We start from the raw sequence: 23,927 nt of genomic DNA, 5'->3' as shown, positions 1-23,927 counted from the left end.
GGGAAGCGCTTCCCATCATGGAAAGGATTCCGAATTCGGAACCGTTTACAGGCATGATGGTTGGACCACGGAATATAAACAGATTTTCGGAAAGCTTTGCAACAGGTCGAGTGCAGAAATCTGTCACTTTTTCGCCATTTGTGGCAAAAAAGGTTGCTGAAACGTTTCAGCAACCCTCAGACCTGTCCTACACCTTTCGGAAACGCTACCGATAAAGCTGGCGGTACATCTCACGATTGCGCAGAATACTCTGCACATACTCACGCGTCTCGGTGTACGGAATCGATTCCACAAACTCGGGCAGGTCCTTGTAATTTCCCTCACCCACCCAGTTCCGTACCGGCACATCGCCAGCGTTATACGCAGCCAGCGCATACTCCGGCGTATTGTTCCACCGGCCCAGCACCTCGCGCAGATTCATCGTGCCCAGCTTCAGATTGATCGACGGATTCAGCAGCATCGGCGCAGTGAACTTCTTCATGCCTGCACGCTTCGCCTCCTGCTTGCCAACGCCCGGCAACAACTGCATCAGCCCCATCGCATTCGCGCGCGAGATCGCGCCCGGATTGAACTCGCTCTCCTGCCGGATCAGCGAAGCCACTAAATAAGGATCAAGCCCTTGTGCCTCAGCGTTCGTCGTCAGGTCGCCCCAGTAGGGACGCGGAAACAGCAGCGTCCAATACGCACTCGGCACTTCGCTCACCGGCAGTGTGTACAAACCGGAACCGCTACGCTTCACCGCCTGCAACGCACGCACGTTCTCGCCATAGCTGGAGTAAATCTCAGCTTCCGCCAGCGCGCCCCACTGCGACGCCGTACCGCTCGCCTGAATCTCCGGCCCGATATATTCGTTCAGCGCCGCATTCGCCAGCAACCTGGCCTTGATCAGATGCGGATCGTTCTCCGGCAGCGCGGCCACCAGCGTCGGAGCGGGCGGCGTCTTCACATAACCCAGCGCGTCCGCAGGAGCCGCCTGCGTCTGCGTTCCCATCTGCTGCAATTGCTGCCGCGCCAGGTTCGCATAATAGTAGTTGCGATACGTGTTCGAGAGCACACTGAAGTAGTTCGCGGCTTGCCCCGAATTCTTCTCCACGTCCCGATACAGCCGGCCGCGCCAATAAAGCGCCGTAGGCACCTCCGGCCCCAGCGGGAAGCGCATAATCTGTTCTTCCATCAGCCGGGCGGCCTCGGAATAATTCCGCAGACGATAGTTCAACCACGCCGACCGCCAATGCACACTCGGCGCATAGGTGCTGTTCGGGAACATCTCAAACAACTTCCCATAATGCGCAATCGCCTGTGTCGAGTCGCGTTTGATCAGATACATATTGCCGCCGGAATACAGCGCCTCTTCCAGCCAGCGGCTCTTCGGAAAGCGCTGCTCCATCTGCTGCAGGATGGATGTGTGGCCTGCGGTATCGCCTTCGTTACGTGAAATTTCCGCCAGAATATAGAGCTTCAGCGCGGCACTGTCATCGCCCGTGTCCGGCAACTTCTCCGCATCACGCCGCGAAAGATGCTTCAACTTCAGATCGCAAACAGCACCATAAATATCCAGCGCATCGCGGTCCGCCTGCGACAGCGATGCATCATTCTTAATAGCGTCATACTCCGCGCCCGCCTCACCATAGCGCTTCGCATTGAACAGCGCATCGGCATGCAGCTTGCGTTCCCCTGCGGTAGGCCCTGCATTCAACGATTGCAATGCCACGCGCGACTGCTGCGCCTCAGGAGAAAACGGCAACCGCACAAATATCTGCCGATAGATCGACACCGCAGCGGCCACATCGCCCGCCATCTGGTGGGCCTTCGCCTCGGTAATCAGATAGTCCGCACTCTGCGACTTCGACTGACCCATCAGGATGGCCAGCGTCCGCAGCGCGCTATTCGCATCGTTATTTAAGAGATAGGCATTCGCCAGTGTCACCGGCGTACTCGGCACAAAGATGCTCGCCGGATACTTCTGTGCAAAGTTGGTCAGCAGAGTAATCGCCGTAGACGCATCATGATTGTTCAGCGCTGCCTGCGCCGCCAGGTAATCAGCATAATCACGCAGCGCACTTCCCTGCGTCGACGCCTGCTTATAGGCGCTCACGGCATCGCCATAGCGGCGATCCACGGCATACGCATGACCCATCGCCAGGTAAGCTGCGGCAGCACCCTCACCCGGATGCGCGGACGCATAGCTCTGCACCCCCGCAAACGCTGCGCTGGAACGCCCCGCCGCCAGTTGCTGCGCCATCGGTCGCAGCGTCGAGCTTTCAACAAAGGCTGTATGAAGCGTCTTCGACTGCACTGTCGGTTCGGAAACCATGCGTGTCGTCTTCGCGTGCGTGCCCTTCTTCAGCGCGTGGGTCGCGGCAGCTTTACTGCTCTTTCCATGTGTCGTCGTGGACTTGCTCTTGGCAGTCTTCGCAGTAGAACTGCTCTTCGCCGTGCTATGCGTCGAGGAGGCAGTGGTATGCGTCGCCTTTTTCTTCTGTGCTACGGCGCCAACCGTACCAGCAAGCACCAAAGGCAAAGACAAAACCGCAACAGCGGCCAAAGCAGAACCGGATCGGAAGAAAACCCTCACGTTACCACTCTAGGATGCAGAAGCCTCTTCGAGCCTCTGCTCACACAATTTGGACGAACCAAGCAAGGTAACGACCCCGCAAGCCACCCCTCTTGTGGTCTCCGTCAGCGTTCATCGCCTTACGTCTACGGCGCTTCCATCCCCATATCCCGATTCGCCATTTTGCGTCACACAATATCAGGAACATGCCCAGTTACAGGGCCTTTGATACAGTGAGGGAGTTTTTGACCACTCAACAACATCCAAAATTGCTGGCAGGAGTACCACCCCCATGTACCAGTCGTACGTCAATAAAGTCACTTGCGGAAAAATTCTCTCAGTTCTGACACTCGCGCTTACCCTGGCGCCTGCTTCCTTTGGACAAGACACACTTGTCTCAGCCCTGAAGCAGAAATACCGCATCTCCGAGATCAACTCACAGGGAGTCGTTGCGAATCCTGGAACTGTATTGACGATTGAGGCCGATGGCATCAACGCCGAACCCTACCCCACCATGATCACGTTTGAGAATCCGGTGGTGGATGGACAGGTGAAACAGCGGTCAAAGGGCCTCGGCTTCCTCAAGAGTTCGAATCTTCAGATCCTGCAGCCCGGGCAGAAGGTGTACATCACCAAGATCAACGACAGCGCTGACTCCAAAGAAGATACGCTGAAGGTCACCATTCTGACGACCGATGCGGTTCTGGCCACCTTCGGCAGTGGATATGGCCAATACCGCACTTCCAAGCGTTACTCGACCACACTGGCATTCAAGCTTGCTCCTGGAACTCTTGCTCATATGGCCCCGGAAGATGCCTCGAAATTGATCGAAGCCGTCCTGTCCCTGAATCCCGCCGATCAGGTTCGAGCACATGATTCCGGTACCGTTGCCCGCTCGTGCGAACCGCATTGTGCTGTTTCCACAACCACCGGCACAGTCGTTGGCAACGCAGTTGTGGCGCCCACCGCCGCACCCGCCAGCGCCGCTCCCACCATTGGACTCGGACAAACCCCGGATCAGGTCACCGGGATCCTGGGCGCACCCAGCCAGATCATCGACCTTGGCGCAAAGAAGATTTACAAGTACCCCGATATGAAGGTCATTTTCACCGGCGGCAAAGTCAGCGACGTACAGTAATAGTCCGGCTTCCTCGCAAATGCTGCAGGGCACTCTCGTAAGGGAGTGCCCTGAATGATTTCTGTGAGAATCCCGCCAGAATCCATCCCCGGAATCGCCAAAAAAAGCAATCCCAATTTCCCACCACCATTTCCACCCTCAACAAGCGTAAAGTGGAATTTCGGCGACTGTCCGGGCAACCTTTTCAAAACCACAAGTGCCCATGACAGCTCCCCACATCTGCCCCACATCTTGTGCTTGCGCCGACCACCGGGGCGAGCTACAGTGTTCCTACTTCAGATGTGTCGCCACCCGCGTGAGCCCAACGAGCCGCGCGCCTGGCGAAAAGAAAGCGTAAAATGGAAGGGGAGGCGGAAGCCCCTTTCGCCCACGGAATACAGAGTCGCGGCCCCCAAAAAACGCGACCCAGAACGGCGCCCCTGCGGGCGCAAAAGCAAGGAGCCCCCATTGGCGACGACGGCACAAACCAGCCTCTCTGACATCACACCCGGATTCCCCGTCCGTGACGAAACCCCGGTCATGCACGTGAAGAAGCGCAACGGCTCACTCGAAGCCGTGGACGTCAACAAGATCGTCCGCGCCGTGCAGCGTTCGTCGCAGAGCCTGCCGCACGTCGATGCCATGCGTATCGCCTCCAAGACCATCGGCGGCCTCTACGACGGTGCCACCACCCGCGAGCTGGACGCCATCTCCATTGACACCGCGGCGTCACTCATCGCGGAAGAGCCGCAGTATTCCAAGCTGGCCGCGCGCCTGCTCCTGGCCACCATCCTCAAGGAAGTCGCCGGGCAGAACCTGCACTCTTTCTCGCAGTCCATTGAGTACGGATTCCAGCAGGGCGTCGTCGGTCCCGCCGTCGCGGAGTTCGTCACCGTCCACGCGCGCAAGCTCAACCACGCCATCGACGAGAACTTCTCCGACCGCTTCGAATACTTCGGCCTGCGCACCGTGTATGACCGCTACCTGCTCCGCGATCCCCTCTCGCGCAAGGTCATTGAGACGCCGCAACACTTCTTCCTGCGCGTCGCCTGCGGTCTCGCCGGCACACCGCACGAAGCCATCGAGTTCTATCAGCTCATCGCCGCGCACGACTACATGCCGTCGTCGCCCACGCTGTTCAACAGCGGCACCAAGCATCCGCAGATGTCCTCCTGCTACCTGCACGACTCACCGCAGGACTCGCTGGAATCCATCTACGACTCCTATAAGGATGTTGCCCTGCTGAGCAAGTTCTCCGGCGGCATCGGCCTCGCCTTCCACCGCGTCCGCAGCGAAGGCTCGCTCATCCGCGCCACCAACGGCCTCAGCAACGGCATCATCCCGTGGCTGCGCACGCTGGACAGTTCCGTCGCCGCCGTCAATCAGGGCGGCAAGCGCAAGGGCGCATGCTGCGTTTACCTGGAGCCGTGGCATGCCGACATCGAGAGCTTCCTCGAACTCCGCGAAAACACCGGCGATCTCTCCCGTCGTACCTACAACCTGAACACCGCCAACTGGATCCCCGACCTCTTCATGAAGCGCGTGGACGAGGACGGCATGTGGTCCCTCTTCGATCCCAAGCTGGTGCCCAACTTCCCCGACCTCTACGGTGAAGAGTTTGAGCAGGCATACCTGCAGGCGGAAGAAGGCAAGATCTACCATCGCCAGGTAAAGGCGCGTGAACTCTACGCACGCATGATGCGTTCGCTCGCCGAAACCGGCAACGGCTGGATGACCTTCAAGGACGCCTGCAACATCAAGAACAACCAGACTGGCGCTCCCGGCAACGTGATCCATCTCTCGAACCTCTGCACAGAGATCACGGAAGTCACCAGCAAGGACGAAACTGCGGTCTGCAATCTGGGTTCCATCAACCTGGGCCGCCACGTAAAGATGGACGAAAACGGCAAGGTCGTCTTCGACTTCGAAAAGCTGGCCAACACCGTGCGCATCGCCGTGCCCATGCTGGACCGTGTTATTGACATCAACTTCTACCCCGTTCAGCAGGCGCTCAAGGCCAACAACCGCTGGCGCCCCGTAGGCCTCGGTGTCATGGGACTGCAGGACGTCTTCTTCCAGATGCGTCTTCCCTTCGACTCGCCCGAAGCACAGGCGCTGTCCACCCGCATTCAGGAAGAGATTTACTACTACGCCATGCTGGCCACCACGGAGCTCGCCGAAAAGAACGGCCCCCACGCCAGCTTCAACGAAACCCGCCTCGCATCCGGCCAGTTCCAGTTCGATCTCTGGAACGTCAAGCCCACGGACGAAGCTCGTTGGGAGGCTCTGCGTAAGCGCATCCTGAAGTCCGGCGTGCGCAACTCGCTGCTCATCGCCATCGCACCCACTGCCACCATCGCTTCCATCGTCGGCTGCTACGAGTGCATCGAGCCCCAGATCAGCAACCTCTTCAAGCGCGAAACTCTCTCCGGCGAGTTCCTGCAGGTGAACCGCTACCTCATCAACGAGCTCAAAGCACTCGGCATGTGGAATGAAGAGATGCGCATGAAGCTCAAGATGAGCGAGGGTTCCGTCCAGAACATTGAAGAACTCACGGACGAGCTCAAGGCCATCTATCGCACCGTCTGGGAAGTCCCCATGCGTTCGCTCATCGACATGGCTGCAGCACGTAACGCCTACATCGACCAGGCGCAGTCGCTGAACCTCTTCAGCGAGTCGCCCAACATCGGCCGCCTCTCCTCCATGTACATGCACGCCTGGAAGAAGGGCCTCAAGACCACCTACTATCTGCGCTCGCGCCCGGCAACAAAGATTGCTAAGGCCACCGTGCAGAAGGGCTCCGTCATGGCGTCCACGCCGTCGCAGCAGTTGCAGAACGTCCCGGTGCCCACACCGGAACAGCAACCGCTCGACGCCTCCGCCGCCATCGCCTGCTCTCTCGAAAACCCGGAGAGCTGCGAAGCCTGCCAGTAATCCAAAGGCGCTCCGTTCATAGCGGAGCGCCCTTCCCTTGAAGTCGTCATCCTGAGCGGAGCGCAGCGAAGCCGAAGGACCTGCATTCCTCTCCTGCTTCAAAGTATTCGAACGGAAGCTATCAACTCTGCGCTCGCTCGTCGTTGCAGCGCCACAGATCTTTGCGGACAAACCGCGAACCAAGTCAGTCAATAGGAGAGCCATCTCATGTCCACCACGGAAGCCATCACGCACGGATCATCCGTCGCCGTCCCCGAAACCATTCTTGATCCGGGCCTTTGCCTCACCCTGCGCCCCATGAAATACCCGCAGTTCTACGACATGTTCCGCGACGGCATCAAGAACACATGGACCGTGGAAGAGGTCGATTTCTCCACCGACCTCGTCGACCTGCGCGCCAAGATCACGCCCGCTGAGATCCACACCATCAAGCGTCTCGTCGCCTTCTTCGCCACCGGCGACTCGATCGTCTCGAACAACCTCGTGCTCAATCTCTACAAGCACATCAACTCGCCGGAAGCGCGCCTGTATCTCTCGCGCCAGCTTTACGAAGAGGCCGTGCACGTGCAGTTCTATCTCACGCTGCTCGACAACTACGTACCGGACCATGAGGAGCGCGCCGAAGCCTTCGCCGCCGTTGAGAACATCCCCTCCATCCACAAAAAAGCCGACTTCTGCATGAAGTGGATGGACAGCATCCAGCAGCTGGATCACCTGGAAACCAAGGCCGACCGCCGCAACTTCCTGCTGAACCTCATCTGCTTCGCCGCCTGCATCGAAGGCCTGTTCTTCTTCGCGGCCTTCGCATACGTCTACTTCTTCCGCAGCAAGGGCCTGCTCCACGGCCTCGCCTCCGGCACCAACTGGGTCTTCCGCGACGAGAGCTGCCACATCGAATTTGCCTTCGAAGTCGTCCGCGTCGTGCGCGAGCAGGAACCGGACCTCTGGGACGCCGAGCTCGAAGAGCAGATTCGCCAGATGATGGCAGAAGCCATCGACGCAGAAGCGCAGTTCGCCGACGACCTGCTCTCCGGCGGTGTCGCTGGCCTCTCCACCCGCGACATGCGCGCCTACCTCGGCTACGTGGCTGACTCCCGCCTCGTCCGCCTCGGCATCGAGCCGCACTTCAAAACAAAAAATCCCTTCTCGTTCATGGAGCTGCAGGACGTGCAGGAACTCACTAACTTCTTCGAACGCCGCGTCTCCGCATACCAGACCGCCGTCGGTGGCGAAGTTGCCTTCGAAGACGATTTTTAATTCCATCCTTCCCATTCGCAAACGCCAGAAGCTGCCATATCACAGGCAGCTTCTGGCGTTCACATAACATCGAACCTCCATATGCAAGTCGATGAAGATAAACAATCCGATACCAATTTCGATGTAGTCGATGCCGGACAGGCAGAAGCAGTCATTGAACAGAAAACCATCGGCGAACGCATCCGCCGCCTCCGCACAAAGCGTTCCCTGGGTCTCGTCGAACTCGGCAAAAAAACCGACCTTTCCGCATCCTTTCTCTCCCAGCTTGAAACCGGCCGCGTGGTCCCCACCGTGCGCAACCTCGCTCGCATCGCCATCGCCTTCCAGAAAGACCTCTCCTACTTCTTCCGCGACGACGCACCCGTCACCTTCCGCATCCTGCGTCGCCAGGAACGCGTGCGCCTCCAGCGCAGTGCCAACGCCAGCGCAAACTTCGTCACCGACAGCCTCTCCGCGCTTATCTCCGACTCCAGCATGAACCCCTGCATCGCAGACTTCCGCGCCTCCGACGAAGAGGTCACCTTCCAGCCCCGCCTCTTCGAAGGCATCGAGTTCACACTCGTCATGGAAGGCCGCCTCACGCTCGTCTCAGAAAACGAAACGCGCACCCTGGAAACCGGCGATGTCGCATGGCTCGACGCCATCCGCAAGCGCCGTTACACCTGCGAAGCGGGCCACACCGCACGCGCCATGTTCATCACACGCCATCGCCGCAACTAACCCGCATCTGCGAGACACTGAAGACGTGTCTGCATCCTCACACATCCCCGCAGAGTGGTCGCCGCTTCCTCCTGCATGGAGCACCCGCGCGTTCACGCATCCCGGCAGCATCCTGCTGGAATCGTCATTACCCTCCGCCACCGAGCACACCTCCCTGCTCTTTGAAGACCCCATCGAAATCCTCACGGCCAACACACCTGACGATCTCCCCACACTCTTCGCAGCCATCGAAGCCGCATCGCAACGCGGCCACTGGGTCGCCGGATGGATGGCCTACGAAGCGGGCGCACACTTCCTCCAGCTCCCCGCACGTTCAACGTCAACCCCCATCGCCATCTTCGGCATCTATCACCAGCCCCAAACCTTCGATCACACCGCGCAACACGAATCTTGCCCAGCACCTCAAACAACGCCGCTTCATCTGGCGCCGATGCCCACCATCACCCCGGCGCAATACACCGCAGCCATCCACCGCATCCAGCAATGGATCGCCGCAGGCGACACCTACCAGGTCAACTTCACCACACCACTCACTTCGCCCTACTCCCACACACCGCAACAGGTGTATGAAGCCCTGCACGCACAACAGCCATGCAGCTTCGGAGCCATCCTCAACCTGCATCCCAACAGCACCATCCTCTCCTTCTCACCGGAACTTTTTTTCCAAACCGATGCCGCAGGCAACATCGCCACCCGCCCCATGAAAGGCACCTCGCCGCGCAGCGCCAACGCAGCAGAAGACCACGCGCTCGCCGAAGCCCTCCGTCACGACGAAAAGAACCGCGCCGAACACGTCATGATCGTCGATCTCCTGCGCAACGACATGAACCGCATCTGCCGCATCGGAAGCGTCCATGCGGCCAGCCTCTTCGACATCGAAAGCCTCTCCACCGTGCACCAGATGACCTCCACCATCCGCGGCCAGTTGCCAGCGGAAACACCGTGGTACGAAGTCTTCCGCGCACTCTTTCCCGGAGGCTCCATCACCGGCGCGCCCAAGCGCCACACCGTCGAACTCATTCAACAACTCGAGTCCTCTCCCCGCGGCGTCTACACCGGTGCCATCGGCTACTTCGCACCGGACCGCAGCGCCTGCTTCAACATCGCCATCCGCACCGCCATCCTCGAAGACAACCAGCTCACACTCGGCGCAGGCGGAGGCATCGTCGCCGACTCCACAGCCGCATCGGAATACCGAGAGATGCAGCTCAAAGCCGCCTTCGTCCAACGTGCATCACAGCCCTTCCAACTCATCGAAACCATGCGAGTGGTCAACGGCCACGCTCCGCTCCTGCCCCATCATCTCCATCGCCTCAACGCATCCGCACAGGCACTCGGCTTCGCCTTCAACAAGGAAGACGCAGAAGCCACCATCACCGCCGCCATCACAACCCACCACAGCGCGCAACCGCAGCGCCTGCGCCTCCTGCTGCATCGCGATGGTACAATTGAGAAAGACTTCTCATTAGCTACTGCATGGCCACAACATCTCAGCCTCCTGCTCAGCCAGCACCCCACGCACGCACGCAGTCCGCATCTGCGTCACAAAACCACGTTCCGGCCTGAGTATCATGCGGCATATCTCGCGGCCACCTCCGTAGGCTTTCACGACATACTCTTCTGCAACACCGCAGACGAAGTCACAGAAACCTGCATCGCAACCATCCTCGTCCACATGGCAGGGCGTTGGTATACACCGCCGCAGCGCAGCGGTATCCTGCCCGGTGTCTACCGCGAACAACTTCTTGCGAGGGGCATCGTCGAAGAAAAACCTCTGCGGCTGGCAGACCTTCGCGAAGCCTCACACCTAGCGCTCTGCAATGCTCTCCGCGGAGTCGCATCGGTCACATCTCTGCAACTACACAACGGCGACAAGCTCCACTGGACGCCTGCAAATCAACTCCCCGCGCTGGCTGCGTGGTAGAACCGAAAGGGCAACACATTCGTTCGTAACGATATGGCATTGTTTTGCCACGAATCGTAAGGGCACGGCTTCAGCCGTGCCGCAAACAGCAACGGTGGCCAGCGGCTTTAACCCCTGAGGTAAATCTGGTTAGCCCCGGCCCAAAGCACGAAAGGAAACACGTTTGGAAGCAGCCATCGCAGTCGCAGCCATTCAGGTTCTCGCCATCGCGGCAGCCCTGTGGCTCAGCGCACGCCATCGTCTGCTTGACCGCGGCCTGCCTTATCTCGTCTCGCTTGCCGTCGGCGTCCTCCTCGCCACCGCACTCCTCCATATCCTTCCCGATTCCGTGGATGCCCTGGGCAATACGCCCACCCTGTGGCTCGTCTTCGTCGCCACGCTCTTCTTCATGTTCTGCTTCGAGCGCATCTTCGCCACCATCACCGGCCATCCTGTAGAAACACCCGCCGCAGGCGAATCGGACTGCGGCCCGCATCATCACCACGGCGCGCGCCCACTCGCACTCATCTTTGGTGGCACATTGCACAGTTTTGTCGACGGCGTCGCCGTCGCCGCCGCCTTCCACACCGGCCGTCGCATCGGTTGGCTCACCGCCGTCGCCATCACGTTGCATGAAGTCCCGCATCGCATGGGCGACTACGCCCTGCTCACCCACCTCAAAGTGGGCCGCGCACGCGCCATCCGCCTCATCACGCTCGTGGGCCTCGCGGCACTCCTCGGCGTCGCGCTCGTCCTCATCGCAGGCCACCTATCCGTCGGAGGAGCTGTCTCCGCAACAGATTGGTTACTCCCCATCAGCGCCGCCAGCTTCGTCTACATCGCCCTGGTCAACCTCATGCCGGAACTTGCCAGCAAAGCCAGCCTGGGCGGCGTCCTCCTGCAGCTCCTAAGCATGCTCGCCGGAGCCACCCTCGTAGCCCTCATCCTCCGCCTCCCCGGCGCCTGACCCAAATCCACTCGCAAAATCGAAACCAACCGGGTGCCCCAGGTTCGCGAAGCTAACCTGGGCAGAGCGGCAAAAGCCGCTCTCCATCGCTCCAAAGGAGCGATCCAACGCGCAAAGCGCGTCTTCTTTGAAGGGGCACGGCTTCAGCCGTGCCATAAAAACCCAAACCAAGAAAACCGCGCGGCCAAAAAGACAAACAGGAGTATGAAGCAAATCCCGCGCGCCCTCAGAAGATCATGGCTGGCACCAAGCCAAAGCCATCAAGAACCCTGTCAAGCCCCTAACCCACCCAACTCCAACAAACCAAAACAAATAGAGCTGGCAGGTTATTTCCCCAAACCACTAAAATAGAACCAGAGAGAAAAGGGCCGCGCAAGAGCGCGGCCCTAACCCTTTTAGAAAGAAGATTTTGCCCCTAACCCCAACAGACAGACGATTTTACAGTCACTAAAACCCTAACCCCAATCAAAAGAGGATTTTAGAAAACAGGGGAAGGGGAGGGTGTACCACCGTACCCGGCAAATCCCACAGATTTCATCGCAAAATTCTGTGCATTTCAGGGCAAAATCTGACATAATCGTAGGGTTGGTCTGAAACATCGGACCCGGCATCAGGAGATCGTCATGGCAAAGGTATGCCCCATCACCGGCAAGCGCCCGATGAGTGGAAATAAAGTGTCGCACGCGAACAACAAGACGCGGCGTCGCTGGGAGCCGAACCTACAGTGGAAGCGCATCTGGGTTCCCTCCGAGAAGAAGTTCGTGCGTATGCGCGTGTCCGCCCGCGGTCTGCGCATCATCAACAAGATCGGCGCTGACGCCGCTCTGCTCCAGGCGAAGGGATAACACACAGACATGCGTACCCTCATCAAGCTCGTCTCCTCCGCTGGCACCGGTCACTTCTACACCACCAGCAAGAACCCCAAGACCACCAGCGCAAAGCTGGAGTTCAAGAAGTACGATCCGGTCGTGCGTAAGCATGTTCCCTACCGCGAAGCCAAGATCTAACTCTACTTCGCTACTCATACCAGGAAACTGATGCCGCGAAACCTATGGTTCGCGGCATTCGTGTTTCTGCCCGTAAGAGCCAACTTCCGTTGTACCTATCTGCAATGCCGGGAGAACGAACAGGCTGTCTCCACGCACCGGAAATACTGCACCACGGAGGCGACACAAGCTGCCAGATTGCATCTCACGGTAATGACACCGCGCTATCCCCCAGCACGAAGCGGTTGCTTCAGGAGGTCCTTCCAGATGCGAGCATCTGTCCGTTCCCTTGCACTCTGCGCCACACTTTCCATCGGCCTGCTTGCAGGCTGCCATAAGAACGATGCCAGTGCCACTGGCGCAACCACCGTCCGCATGCCCGACGGCACCACACAGGTTATTGCCGCTGGCCAGCCTTTGCCCATCGGTTCCACCGTCATCGCCGTAGGTAACGGCAGCGCTCCCATCTCCCCCGCAACCGGAACACCAGTGAACCCGACAACCGGAACACCAGCCCCTGCGGCAAATACACCTGCGCCGGCTCCCGCGCCGGTGCCTGCCATTCCCGCAGCCCCGGTAGCTGCCACACCTGTCGCTCCTGCCCCCCCGCCGGAGCCAGCACCGCTCGTAGTCCCTGCCGGCATCACCGTGACCATCCGCACCAACGAGTCCCTTTCGGCGGAACATAGCGGCGGCGTAGGAACGCCGTTCACCGGCTCCCTCAACAACGCTATCGTCGTCAAGGGTGTGACAGCTTTCCCGCGCGGCACTGAGGTCAAGGGCGAGATCACCAGCGCCAAGGGCCGTGGCCGCATCAAGGGCGAGGGAAACCTCGGCATTGCTCTGACAGCCATTGGAAGCCACAGCGTACAGAGCAGCGAATACGTTGCAGTAGCTAAGGGTCGCGGCAAGCGCTCCGCCGGCTTCATCGGTGGCGGTGCAGGTGCAGGTGCTCTCATCGGCGGTCTCGCAGGTGGTGGTAAAGGCGCCCTCATCGGCGGTCTGGCTGGTGCAGGTGCTGGTACAGCCGCCGGAGCCTATACAGGCAGCCGCGACGTCACCATTCCCGCAGAAAGCACCGTCAGCTTTACCCTCCGCTCCTCCATCAAGGTGCGCTGACACACCCACTTGACACGGCGGCAACGCCCACAACCCTCCCCCCAATCACAAGGGCCACCTACCGGGTGGCCCTTGTTCCTGCCTGAAACGCGCAAAAGAAGAGGCCTCGGCGCTGCAATCGCCGAGGCCTCTTTCATCACCTGCTGGTAGCAGGGTTACGCACGATCAAGCTCGTGCGGAATGTCGTACTCATGCAGCATGGCGTGTGCAACAGTGGGCTCATTCATCACCTTGTGGAACGCCACCTGGAACTTCTTCATCTCGTCCGGCGTGCCGACAGTGACGCGAACATAAGTTGGCATTACGGGCCATACGCGACCGATCGCCACCTTCTCCGTCATCATCATCTTCTGCACTTCCATACCCGGACGCTTCACGTCCACCATAAACATATTGGCCTGTGCTCCCGGAACGTACTTGTAACCGTTCTTGTCCAGGAAGGCCAACGTGTCCTGCAGTGTGTCCATGTTGATCTTCCGGCGCAGCGGCACCAGGTTCGGATCGGTCAGGCTGGCGGCAGCGGCAGCAGCCGAAGTCAACGAGATGGAACCGATCTGGCGGTTGTTCACCGAGACGTTCTCGAACCGTGCCAGCAGGTCGGGACGACCGAAGGCAAAGCCGGCGCGGACACCCGCCATGCCGTAGATCTTGGAGAACGTGCGCAGCACGATGATGTCCTGATCCTGAGCGACCAGATCCAGAACTGAATCCTGATTGGAGAAGTGGTGGTAAGCCTCATCCACGATCACGACGGAACCCGCAGGCTTGTTCTTTAGCAGCCAGGCGATGTCTTCCTTCGGAGTGATGGTGCCGGTGGGATTGTTGGGGTTCACGATGTAGTAGGCGCCAGGCTTGGGGTCGGCTGCCAACATAGCTTTTACGTCATATTTGTAGGTCGTCTTGTCGAGCGGGATCATATGACATTTGGCTTTACAAGTCGCCGCAGCGCGGAAGCCCTGCTCATAGGAAGGATCGCCCACAACGAGCGGCTTATCAGGTCCAATGTTCGAATAGAGAGCGAGATCCAGCGGACCACCCGAACCCGGGTAGATGCGGACATAGCCCGGCTTGAGCTGGAACTGATCGCTGATGGCCTTCGTCATTGCAGACGAGTATTCGCGGTCATAACGGCCACCCTTTTTGGCAGCAGAGCTGATCGCTTCCAGCGCGACGGGAGCCGGTCCAAGCGGATTTTCGTTCGAGGAAATAATGACGGTGTCAGCTGCCATAGGCATGCGCATGCCGCCACGCTGACGGCCGTTCATGCCATCTACCGGAGCCTGTGCTGCTGCCTGCTGGCCCATGGCCTTTGCAAACGACGGCATCGCTGCAGCTGCAGCCGATGCGATACCCGCGTTACGTACGAACGAACGACGGGAAAAGTACTGCTGGGCGGAAGCGAAGTTCTTCAAATCCATTACGACTCTCCTCAGAGTGAACTGCGGTGTACGAATCGGAGGTACACGCTGGCGAGGCCAACGCGGCTCTGCGTCTGCAAAGAAAACCTGTGTTTGAAGCGGACTCCGACACACAGGACGGCTTATTTGTATGTCGATGTGTAATCACAATAGCGTGAATCAGGCGATTCGTGGAGAGTGTTTTCTAAAAAATTTTCTGGGAAGTTCACTTTCCTTACAAAATGGCGCAATGTTCCGCAGCGAAGTACGCCTCCCGGTATACGTTTCATCCCTGTTTCTCCGGGCCGGGGATAAACGCATGTGATTGATTTCACTGCGAAAAATCAATGCGGATAAACTCGCAAGAGACTCCACGATCCCATCTACGACTCCAGCTCGAACGTCGCTTCCGAAAGAAATTAGTTTGGTATCCAAACCATTTCGGATGGAACAGATCCGTCATTGCTTCGACGTAGCCGATTCATCTGGTCTCCTGCACGCAGCCCAGAAGCCGTCCGCTCAGGGCACATTCACAGGCGGATTCTGATTCAGCTTTTCGTACCACCGCTCTGGCCGGACAAACAAAATCAGCTCTCCGGGGGTTACGTGCACGGCAACATTGCCACAGGTATTTTCTGCAGCTGTCCCCTTTTTCGCGATGTCCGCCAGGTTGTAGCCAAGCGGCGGCCCATAACGCGCCGAGTGACGACAATCCACTGCACCATCGGTACGCACAAGAATGCGCACAGGCTGCCCAACCGGAGCAGGCATCAGAGCAACGCCATGCCCGTTCGTTGCCAGGATGTAGCCGTTGCCGGATGGTTCGTCGTACCACAGCTTCACATGTCCCCCCGCGACGGGACTGCCATTGCGGCCATCCAGCAGATGGATGCGGAAGGAATGCGAATCAGATGCGGCGCTGTCCGGAGTGGAAATAGCAGAAGAGGATTGCGGCACCGGAGGCACGGCAATACCGCCGGAAGCTCCCGTCTGCTGCTGTGCATGAGCCAGCGTAACCATTCCCAACGCAACCAAAACCAACAACTTCACTTCCCACTCCCGTCCACAAAGTGGATGCATGTACGACTCTATCGCGTTGCGAGAACGGCGACTTTATCTGATGTAAAGCCAAAACCGCCTCCTGCGTGGCCAACAAGCGCAGGAGGCGAATCCGAATAAAGAATCGTTGTGATGGACTACTTGGAAGGCTTCGGGGGAGTCAGCTTGAGATACGTGATACTGAAAACAACAACCTGTCCCGATGTGCGCAACTGCACACCATACTGCTGCTCAAAGCGGACATCATAAGCCAGATGATGTTTGATATCGGTGTACTTCCATTCACCGCCAGCGCCGAAACCGCGATCAAGATATCCCTTCGTCAGGGGGCTCACTGCCGATCCTGTGTCGGTCGATAACTTATGTGAAGCAAAGCCTACCAATCCTGCGTTCATCTGATATTTGAAGAAGCGGCGACCCAGGCTATATTCGCCCGTGAAGATCGGTCCGGGCTTTAGATCTTCGCCCAGTTTCGAATGATTGAATTCCCATACGGTCAGCGCGGACGCGTTCCAGAGCTTCTTCTTGTCCAGACTGAGCGACATGCCCCCCGAAACCTGGTGCTCCCAAAAGCCTAATCCGGTATTCAGTGGAGAGCTTGGATCGAAGTCGCCTGTGGGGGCATAAAAGGCATAGTTCAGCGTGTAGTTCGCGGCTCCCTTCGCCCATCCAAGATTTACTGGCTCAAACATAATGTCGGAGATACCGGCCGACTGCGCTGATTTGTTGAATAAGTTTGAATTGAACCTCGTGTTCAATACCGGAACCATGAACGCCATGCCGTATTCACCTCCCAGGATTTTTTTCTGAGAGATGTAGCTGAATGCTGTAATGGCACCGCCTACGTTGATGTCCGGCTGCAACACGGTTCTTCCATTCGGCCCCTTGATACTGCTCACTGGTTCCACCAGGCCAAATTCTGCAGCATAGAATCCCGGAGGAGCGGACGTGCCATTGTCCAATCCGCTAAAGCCTCCGATGTAGTGCCCAAGCTGCTGCGCACCAGCCCAAGGCACAAAGGCCAGCATCACCAACACGGCCAGTAATCCATGGCGCACCGCTGTACGCAGATTTGTCACAAACATTTTTCCCGTCGGCAAAGGCGCGTCTTTGTGCATCTCCCCTCCTCTGCATCTCAGAACACCGTGCTCTGCATGTTGGAACAACTGTCAGTTCCAGCAGGTGCGAAGTACAATCCTCCCGGGTTTCGAACTGGCCATGCCATGTCGCGAACCCTCAAGCTTGCACGGGAGAGTAATCAGGATGATGCGTTGGAAATCAGCAGTAGCGGCAGGATGTATGGCGGCGATGAGTGTGTGCGCGCAAGCACAACTTGAGGGATCGCGGATCGACACCGCAAGTGTGAACCATCCCGTCAAGGCGATTCAGGATACGGAGACACCAGCACAACGCAATGCGCGCATGGCATGGTGGCGCGAAGCACGCTTCGGCATGTTCATTCACTGGGGCCTCTACTCAATCCCCGCAGGCACGTGGAATGGCAAACAGATTCCCGGCATCGGCGAATGGATCATGAACAACGCCAGCATTCCGGTGGCCGATTACAAAGCGCTCGCATCGCAGTTCAATCCCACGGGCTTTAACGCGCATGACATTGTTGCGCTGGCAAAGGCCGCAGGCATGAAATACATCGTCATCACTTCAAAACATCATGACGGCTTTGCCATGTTCGACTCCAAGGCCGACCCCTTCAACATTGTTGCCGCAACACCGTTCCATCGCGACCCTCTGAAGGAACTTGCGGAAGAGTGCCACAAACAAGGCGTGAAACTCGGCTTCTACTATTCGCAATCGCAGGACTGGACAGCGCCGGGTGGCGGCGCATCCATGCGGCCCGGGCATGATCCAGACACACATCACTGGGACAAAGCGCAGGACGGCAGCTTTGACGACTATCTGCACAAGAAGGCCATCCCGCAACTCACCGAACTGCTGACGAACTACAGGGATTATCCCGTTGTCGTCTGGTTCGATACACCAGGCACAGTCATGACGCCGGAGCGTTCCGCGGAGATCGTTAAGCTACTTAACAAGTATCCGAACCTGATCTGGAACAACCGCCTTGGCGGCAAGTATCAGGGCGACACAGAAACACCAGAGCAGTTCATTCCGCCGCAGGGATACCCCGGACGTGACTGGGAATCGTGCATGACCATGAATGACACATGGGGCTACAAGTCCTATGACAACAATTTCAAATCCACTGAAACACTGGTGCGCAACCTGATCGACATTGCCAGCAAGGGCGGCAATTATTTGCTGAACATCGGACCAGACTCACACGGCATCGTCCCTTCCGCGGAAGTAGAACGCCTGCAGCAGGTGGGCAAGTGGATGAGCGTGAATGGCGAAGCCATCTATGGCACCTCTCCTACACTCTTCGGACCGGAAGCAGGCAGCTTCAGCAAGACGGAGATCAACGAGAAGACCAAGCAGCCGAAGTGGATTCCCTCCTGGGAATGGCGCTCCACAACAAAGGCCGACAAGGTCTATGTAGAAATCTTCAAGTGGCCCGGCACCACGCTGCACCTGGAGAAGATGCCGCGCAATGTCACAGGAGCCTATCTGCTGGCGACGAAGAAGCCGCTCACATTCAAACAGAACGGTGATGCCGTAGACGTCACATTACCCGCAAACGCCATCGATCCGATTGCAAGTGTTGTCGTGCTGAAGACGGCGAAGTAATCACTAAAAATAAGTCGAATCGCCAGTAAGTTCCCCGCTTACTGGCGATTTTTTATTTTGCTGCAGCATGCAACGGAGCAAGTTTACGGACGTTGTCGATTGGTACTTCCACCGCGCCGATCTTATCCGTGACCACATCATGCACCACAATGCGCAGAAAGTATTCCCCTTTGACAGGAACGCTGATTTCCTCGTGGAACTGCACGCCCTGCTGCATGTCCTTCTGAAACTCCTGTGGCGTGGCAGACGCGTGAAGCTGGTTTATCAGACGATTCGTCAATATGCCCTGCGCGCTGTAGACAAGTATGGCAATGTCAAAGCTGGCAACGACCTTGTCGTCTTCGCCGTGCTCGAAGGCAAGGTCAGTGGGATTAACGATGGTATCGATCGTGTAGCGCTGGAATGGGCCGACTACATTCGCTGCCAGCAGATTGTGCGGCGCCGCCGCGACCTCTTCGGGATCGCCGGCAATGGCGGGGAGGACTGCCGACTTCAAGAATATTTCTGTCGGTACGGGAGTACCAAGTGCCATTGCTCCACGCACGGCCACGGAAGCCTGTGCTGCAGGGTTGGTAGGCGCCGCAAAGTATCCACGACGATAACGCAACGTATATGCGGGATTCGTAAGCTGCAGCTTGATCTTGCGATAGCCTCCGTCCGTCTTTGTATTCGTCGGCGTGTACGCAAGTGTGTAGTAGTCGGCTCCATCTGTAAGTGCGGACGCAACGGCTTCTGCAAGACCGTTCGTGTCGTGAAAGGCGCGCCCACCGGTGGATTCTGCCATTTGGTTCATCGTGTCATTCTCGGCAAGAAGGGTGGACTCGAACTCCGCATTGTCGGTTGCCGCACGGCTTGGCTGCGAGGCGTGCAAGCGATTCGCATAGGTCTTGTTGTTCTCTGCTTCAAAGACCGGCGATACGCGCAAGCCAGCTGCCCCTACTGGATAGACTGCGACCTGTGCCTGTGCCAGCAAACTGGTTGTCTTACGAAGATCTGCCTGGTAGTTCGCAGCGGTAACAAACGGGTTGCCCGGTGCCTGGATATTGTTCGGAAAGACATTCAGAGGAAACGAACCGGAGAGCCAGACCAGGTTCTTACGTCCGGGTAGGCCAGAGAGATAGCGGCCCAACTGGTTCATGGCTGCCAAAGTCAACTTGACGCGAAGATCCAACTCATTCGCACCCCTTTGAGCTTCGAACTGCCGCAGTGACACCACTACCGCTGGAGGTGCGCCCATATTCTCCATCTGGTCAGCGAAGGAATCGTGCAGTTGGTCAGGTTTCAGGGTTGCTTCTCGCGTTGTAGTGGACTGCATTGCCGCGCGAAGTTTTGTCAGGTCCGTTGTAGGTCCCTGCAACATGGAGAGTTGTGAGCCGAGAATGAAAATACCGATTCGCGTGCCGGGAGCGGCACCTTTGAGAAACGCCACTAACTGCCGATGCAGATTGAGTTGGTCAAGCTGATCCGTGTTCAGGCGGTCAATCAGCAGGATGTTGGTTACGTTATCGGGCGAGGTAGTAGTGAAATTGGTAAACATACCGGGAGGCATCTGAACACTACTCGCCGGAACAGATGCAGCAACCGCATGCTCATCAAAGTTCCGCAGCACCTGCCGTGCGTTGTCTTCCGTCAGGTGAAAGTCCGTTGCCTTTAGGCCATGTACTGCTTTGCCATTATGATCGGTAACGACAACATCGACCAGAACAAGGCGCGCTGTGGTTTTGAGAGTAGTCGTGTCAGGTGAAGGCTTCTGCGCCACTAGCGGCATGACGATGAAAGCTGCAAGATATCTGAGAGCGCGCTGCATGAACGTTCCTCTGTGTGGAACATTGAAGCACACATCATCAACGACGCTTCAGACGTAGGTTTGCACCATACGCCGCCACCAAGGCCAGTCGTGTCCGGTGTTGTCTCCCCACACATCCAACCGAACGGGAAGGTTTTTGTCACGCATAATCGTTGCAAGCCGCTCATTGTCATCCCAGTACTGGTCGTGATGCCCGGTCGCCAGGATGTAAGTGTTATGCCGATACCGGTCCAGATACCAGTGATCGTGCAGATTCGGCAGAAAATCCATGGGCAGCGTGAAGTACAAGTCATCGCAGTAATAGCCGTGGAGAAAACGCGCTACATCAAATGCTCCTCCCATGGACAGTGCCGCGTTAATCTTGTCCGGATGGCGCAGCGCCATGCTCATGCTGTGAAATCCGCCGAAGGAACATCCCATCACTGCCAGCATCTTGTTCCGATTGCGCGTATGGATATACGGCACCAGTTCGTTCAGGATGTATCGCTCATACTGCAGATGCCGTGCGATGCACCAACTTCCTTCCGCACCGTCGGCAAACCAGCTCTCGTTGTTGACGGAGTCAACGCACCACAGCTGAATCTGGCCACGGTTGATCTTGCTTTCCAGCGCGCCAACCATTGCCTGATCTTCAAATTCGTAAAACCGGCCGCGGGAGGTGGGAAAGACAATCACCGGCAGACCATCCTGACCGAAGACCAGGTGCTCCATGGAACGCCCCAGTGCCTCCGATTGATCGACGTGGTATTCGCGGTGCATGGTGCGGCCCTCCGGTAATAGGTGGGATGCGGTGCTCTATCGAGATGGACGCATACTGCCGCGTTCCGACGCACTTACGCGCGGCAAAGACAAAATGTCTCTGGTTCCTTGGAAGGCATCTTACCCGATGGCGATGACAGCAACAGCGTTCTTTGCTTCCCTGACGTCCGTTACGCTTCTGCCGTGCCCACTCCCATGACCGATTTTCCGGATGTAAAACAACGAAAGAAGGCGAGTCCGGACCAATTCGGGAATGCGGTGGGTTCCGTTTTCTGAAGGATCTTGGCGATTCCCTTCTTGTATTTTTGTCGTTAATAGCCCACAATAGATAGGTTGGAATGTGTTGCGCGCACCGCCGTCGGTGACAGGCACTGCGCAATTTCCGCTGCCCTGTGCACCGGCCATCACCAAGACATTGTTTGTGAGTGAGGAAGTAACCAAGTGGTCATGATTCGTTTGGCGCGCGTTGGAGCGCGTAAGCAGCCCTACTACCGCATCGTTGTGATCGAAAAGGATCGCGCCCGCAATGGTCGTTCCATCGAAGTGGTTGGTACCTACAACCCGCGTACGGAACCCGCAACGGTTAGCCTGAAGCACGATCGCATCGATTACTGGACCGGCGTTGGCGCCCAGATGTCGGATATTGTGGCGAAGCTCGTTAAGAACGCGCCCGCGACCGAAGCAGTGGCTGCCTAAGCCACTGTTGAGGACGTTTTAACCTCGGGCCGCGGTCCTATGCCTTCCATGATTCGCATAGCTCCGCGGCTCTTTTATTTCAGTCACTTCTGGTGGTACAGATCATCTAAGTTCGGAAGAGTCTCTCTGCGCAGCGTTGTGTTGGTTGCTGAACAGGGTAAGAAATCTCATTCCCTTCCAAGGTACGTATGACGGACCATTCCTCCCCTGAATCTGTGAATCATATCTCTGAGCTGCTTACCGGGATTGCAAAAGCCCTTGTAGACCATCCGGAAAACCTGCGGGTCGAATCAGAAGCTTTTGAATCCGAAACAGTTCTTCGTCTTTTTGTCCATCCCGACGACCTGGGCAAGGTCATCGGCAAACAAGGACGCACGGCACGGTCGCTGCGAACCATTCTCAGCGCCGCCGGAAGCAAGGTACAGCATCGCTTCAGCCTGGATGTGCAGTCGGAGTAAGGGCGGGGGCTCATATGGCAGAGGAATGGATCTCGCTGGCGCGTGTGGTACGTCCGCAGGGACGGCGAGGAGAAGTTCTGGCCGACCTGAAAACGGACTTCCCGGATCATTTTCGCGAATATCCAAACATCTTTCTCCGGCTTCCGGAGTGTGAACCACAGCCCGTCGTGGTCGAAGACTCGTGGCTTCCAACAGGACGAAGCGCTGGGCGGATCGTACTCAAGCTGCGTGGTGTGGATTCCATTTCCGATGCTGAGAAGCTACTAAACGCCACCATCGAAATAGCTTCAAATCAGCGACTTACACTATCTAACGGAAACTATTACGTGAGCGATCTGATCGGGTGCCAGATGGTGCATCACGGCGACCTACTTGGTACCGTTGTTGACATGCATTTCCCCCAGGATCCTGCGGGAAAGCGCATCGAAGATGCCGCAGCCCTCTTCGTGGTCGAACGCGCCAATGGAGATGAGGTGCTCATCCCGTTTGCGAATGCCTTCGTCACCGGCATCGACACAGCCGCTCGCAAGATTGAGATGAATCTGCCGGATGGCCTGCTGGAGATGAACGGCTAGCTTCCTGCGGTTACCCTGAGAAGCAACAACTCCATATGGCCCTGCAAGTCGACATTGTGACCATCTTCCCTGCTTTCCTGGAGAGCACCCTGCGCTATGGCGTGGTGGCGCGGGCGCTGTCCGCTGGGATTGCATCGGTGAACTGTGTTGATCTGCGCAACTTCACCCACGACCGGCATCGCACAGTCGATGACCGCCCCTTTGGCGGTGGTGAGGGCATGGTCCTCAAGCCAGAGCCCCTTACCGAGGCAATTGAATCGCTTGGAATTGCACCGAAAGCAAATCGCGATACACAGAAGGAATCCGTGGTACTGCTCTCGGCGCAGGGGCAACCGTTCACACAAACCATCGCCCAGGAGCTGAAATCGCTGGATCGGCTTGTGCTGATCTGCGGACGCTATGAAGGTGTGGATGAACGCGTGAATGCGCTGCACTGCGACCGCGAAATCTCTATCGGCGACTACGTGCTTTCCGGCGGGGAACTTGGCGCGGCGGTTATCGTCGACGCGGTCGTCCGCCTGCTTCCGGGGGTGCTCGGGAACCCCGATTCCGCGCATTATGAAAGCTTTGGTCATGCGCATGACAGCGAACAGGCTGAAGACGCTCCACCGCTGGCCATGTCACCTTCCGCAGGCCTGCTCGACTACCCGCATTACACACGACCTGCAGAATTTCGCGGAATGCCCATCCCCGATGTCCTCTCCGGTGGCGACCACACCGCCATTCGCAAGTGGCGGCGGCAACAGGCGCTGCGCAAAACGGCTGCGAATCGGCCCGATTTGCTGGAAACCGCAACCCTGTCTGCTGAAGACAGACGATTTCTCGCAACACTGCGTGAGAATTAGCGGATATCCAGAGCGAATACGCCACACAGGGCGATTTATGCCAACTTTTCCAGATTCTGCGGTATACT

At 57.7% G+C, this 23,927-nt stretch carries 20 protein-coding genes; 14 read left to right on the top strand and 6 right to left on the bottom strand.

The genetic code is table 11. The features are described 5' to 3' along the window. Positions 1–205: 205 nt before the first annotated feature. A complete protein-coding gene (locus AB6729_RS01805) occupies positions 206–2,512 on the bottom strand; it encodes a transglycosylase SLT domain-containing protein (protein WP_371081175.1) in 2,307 nt (768 codons plus the stop codon). Between the two features lie 334 nt (positions 2,513–2,846). Here AB6729_RS01805 and AB6729_RS01800 point away from each other — a divergent pair, with 334 nt between their 5' ends. The 9 genes from AB6729_RS01800 (at position 2,847) to AB6729_RS01760 (ending at position 13,557) form a co-directional block, all read left to right on the top strand. Further along, on the top strand, positions 2,847–3,692 hold the full coding sequence (locus tag AB6729_RS01800; protein WP_371079847.1) for a hypothetical protein: 846 nt from the start codon (positions 2,847–2,849) through the stop codon (positions 3,690–3,692). A gap of 447 nt (positions 3,693–4,139) precedes the next feature. Further along, positions 4,140–6,605: a ribonucleoside-diphosphate reductase subunit alpha gene (locus tag AB6729_RS01795; RefSeq protein ID WP_371079846.1), complete on the top strand. Its 2,466-nt coding sequence runs from the start codon at positions 4,140–4,142 to the stop codon at positions 6,603–6,605. Positions 6,606–6,812: 207 nt separating this feature from the next. Continuing rightward, positions 6,813–7,862: a ribonucleotide-diphosphate reductase subunit beta gene (locus AB6729_RS01790; RefSeq protein ID WP_371079845.1), complete on the top strand. Its 1,050-nt coding sequence runs from the start codon at positions 6,813–6,815 to the stop codon at positions 7,860–7,862. 81 nt (positions 7,863–7,943) lie between these two features. After that, complete coding sequence (locus AB6729_RS01785; protein ID WP_371079844.1) at positions 7,944–8,582, top strand: helix-turn-helix domain-containing protein; 639 nt, start codon at positions 7,944–7,946, stop codon at positions 8,580–8,582. 25 nt (positions 8,583–8,607) lie between these two features. Further along, positions 8,608–10,506: an aminodeoxychorismate synthase component I gene (pabB, locus tag AB6729_RS01780; protein WP_371079843.1), complete on the top strand. Its 1,899-nt coding sequence runs from the start codon at positions 8,608–8,610 to the stop codon at positions 10,504–10,506. Positions 10,507–10,669: 163 nt separating this feature from the next. After that, on the top strand, positions 10,670–11,452 hold the full coding sequence (locus AB6729_RS01775) for a ZIP family metal transporter (RefSeq protein ID WP_371079842.1): 783 nt from the start codon (positions 10,670–10,672) through the stop codon (positions 11,450–11,452). 623 nt (positions 11,453–12,075) lie between these two features. Then, complete coding sequence (gene rpmB, locus AB6729_RS01770; RefSeq protein ID WP_047488357.1) at positions 12,076–12,297, top strand: 50S ribosomal protein L28; 222 nt, start codon at positions 12,076–12,078, stop codon at positions 12,295–12,297. A 9-nt stretch (positions 12,298–12,306) separates the two neighbouring features. Next, positions 12,307–12,459, top strand: a complete 153-nt coding sequence (gene rpmG, locus AB6729_RS01765) for a 50S ribosomal protein L33 (RefSeq protein WP_083345029.1) — start codon at positions 12,307–12,309, stop codon at positions 12,457–12,459. 246 nt (positions 12,460–12,705) lie between these two features. Beyond that, a complete protein-coding gene (locus AB6729_RS01760; RefSeq protein WP_371079841.1) occupies positions 12,706–13,557 on the top strand; it encodes a hypothetical protein in 852 nt (283 codons plus the stop codon). A 155-nt stretch (positions 13,558–13,712) separates the two neighbouring features. Here AB6729_RS01760 and AB6729_RS01755 read toward each other — a convergent pair whose 3' ends face one another. The 3 genes from AB6729_RS01755 to AB6729_RS01745 all read right to left on the bottom strand — a co-directional run bounded on the left by AB6729_RS01755 (position 13,713) and on the right by AB6729_RS01745 (position 17,092). Then, positions 13,713–14,975, bottom strand: coding sequence for a pyridoxal phosphate-dependent aminotransferase (locus tag AB6729_RS01755; RefSeq protein WP_371079840.1), 1,263 nt, complete (start codon positions 14,973–14,975; stop codon positions 13,713–13,715). A gap of 498 nt (positions 14,976–15,473) precedes the next feature. After that, positions 15,474–16,004: a hypothetical protein gene (locus tag AB6729_RS01750; RefSeq protein ID WP_371079839.1), complete on the bottom strand. Its 531-nt coding sequence runs from the start codon at positions 16,002–16,004 to the stop codon at positions 15,474–15,476. A gap of 146 nt (positions 16,005–16,150) precedes the next feature. Then, positions 16,151–17,092 carry a transporter gene (locus tag AB6729_RS01745; RefSeq protein WP_371079838.1) on the bottom strand — a complete coding sequence of 314 codons (942 nt, stop codon included), beginning with the start codon at positions 17,090–17,092 and terminating at the stop codon, positions 16,151–16,153. 184 nt (positions 17,093–17,276) lie between these two features. Here AB6729_RS01745 and AB6729_RS01740 point away from each other — a divergent pair, with 184 nt between their 5' ends. Further along, complete coding sequence (locus AB6729_RS01740) at positions 17,277–18,719, top strand: alpha-L-fucosidase (protein WP_371079837.1); 1,443 nt, start codon at positions 17,277–17,279, stop codon at positions 18,717–18,719. 52 nt (positions 18,720–18,771) lie between these two features. Here the strand turns inward: AB6729_RS01740 and AB6729_RS01735 are convergent, their stop codons facing one another. Continuing rightward, a complete protein-coding gene (locus AB6729_RS01735) occupies positions 18,772–20,526 on the bottom strand; it encodes a VWA domain-containing protein (protein ID WP_371079836.1) in 1,755 nt (584 codons plus the stop codon). Between the two features lie 48 nt (positions 20,527–20,574). Continuing rightward, positions 20,575–21,285 (bottom strand): esterase family protein, encoded by a 711-nt coding sequence (locus AB6729_RS01730; RefSeq protein WP_371079835.1) that lies wholly within the window; start codon positions 21,283–21,285, stop codon positions 20,575–20,577. Between the two features lie 447 nt (positions 21,286–21,732). On the opposite strand from AB6729_RS01730, the gene rpsP reads away from it, so the two are divergent. The 4 genes from rpsP (at position 21,733) to trmD (ending at position 23,859) form a co-directional block, all read left to right on the top strand. Continuing rightward, entirely contained in the window at positions 21,733–21,981 is a 249-nt protein-coding gene (rpsP, locus tag AB6729_RS01725) for a 30S ribosomal protein S16 (protein WP_371079834.1), read from the top strand. Between the two features lie 215 nt (positions 21,982–22,196). Continuing rightward, a complete protein-coding gene (locus AB6729_RS01720) occupies positions 22,197–22,439 on the top strand; it encodes a KH domain-containing protein (RefSeq protein WP_371079833.1) in 243 nt (80 codons plus the stop codon). Between the two features lie 14 nt (positions 22,440–22,453). Beyond that, positions 22,454–23,014 carry a ribosome maturation factor RimM gene (rimM, locus tag AB6729_RS01715; RefSeq protein ID WP_371079832.1) on the top strand — a complete coding sequence of 187 codons (561 nt, stop codon included), beginning with the start codon at positions 22,454–22,456 and terminating at the stop codon, positions 23,012–23,014. 35 nt (positions 23,015–23,049) lie between these two features. Further along, positions 23,050–23,859 (top strand): tRNA (guanosine(37)-N1)-methyltransferase TrmD, encoded by an 810-nt coding sequence (gene trmD / locus AB6729_RS01710; RefSeq protein WP_371079831.1) that lies wholly within the window; start codon positions 23,050–23,052, stop codon positions 23,857–23,859. Positions 23,860–23,927 lie beyond the last annotated feature (68 nt).

The organism is Terriglobus sp. RCC_193 (assembly GCF_041355105.1).
Lineage (GTDB): Bacteria > Acidobacteriota > Terriglobia > Terriglobales > Acidobacteriaceae > Terriglobus.
Note: the sequence above shows the minus strand (reverse complement) of the source record. Positions and strands in the feature narration are given on the sequence as shown.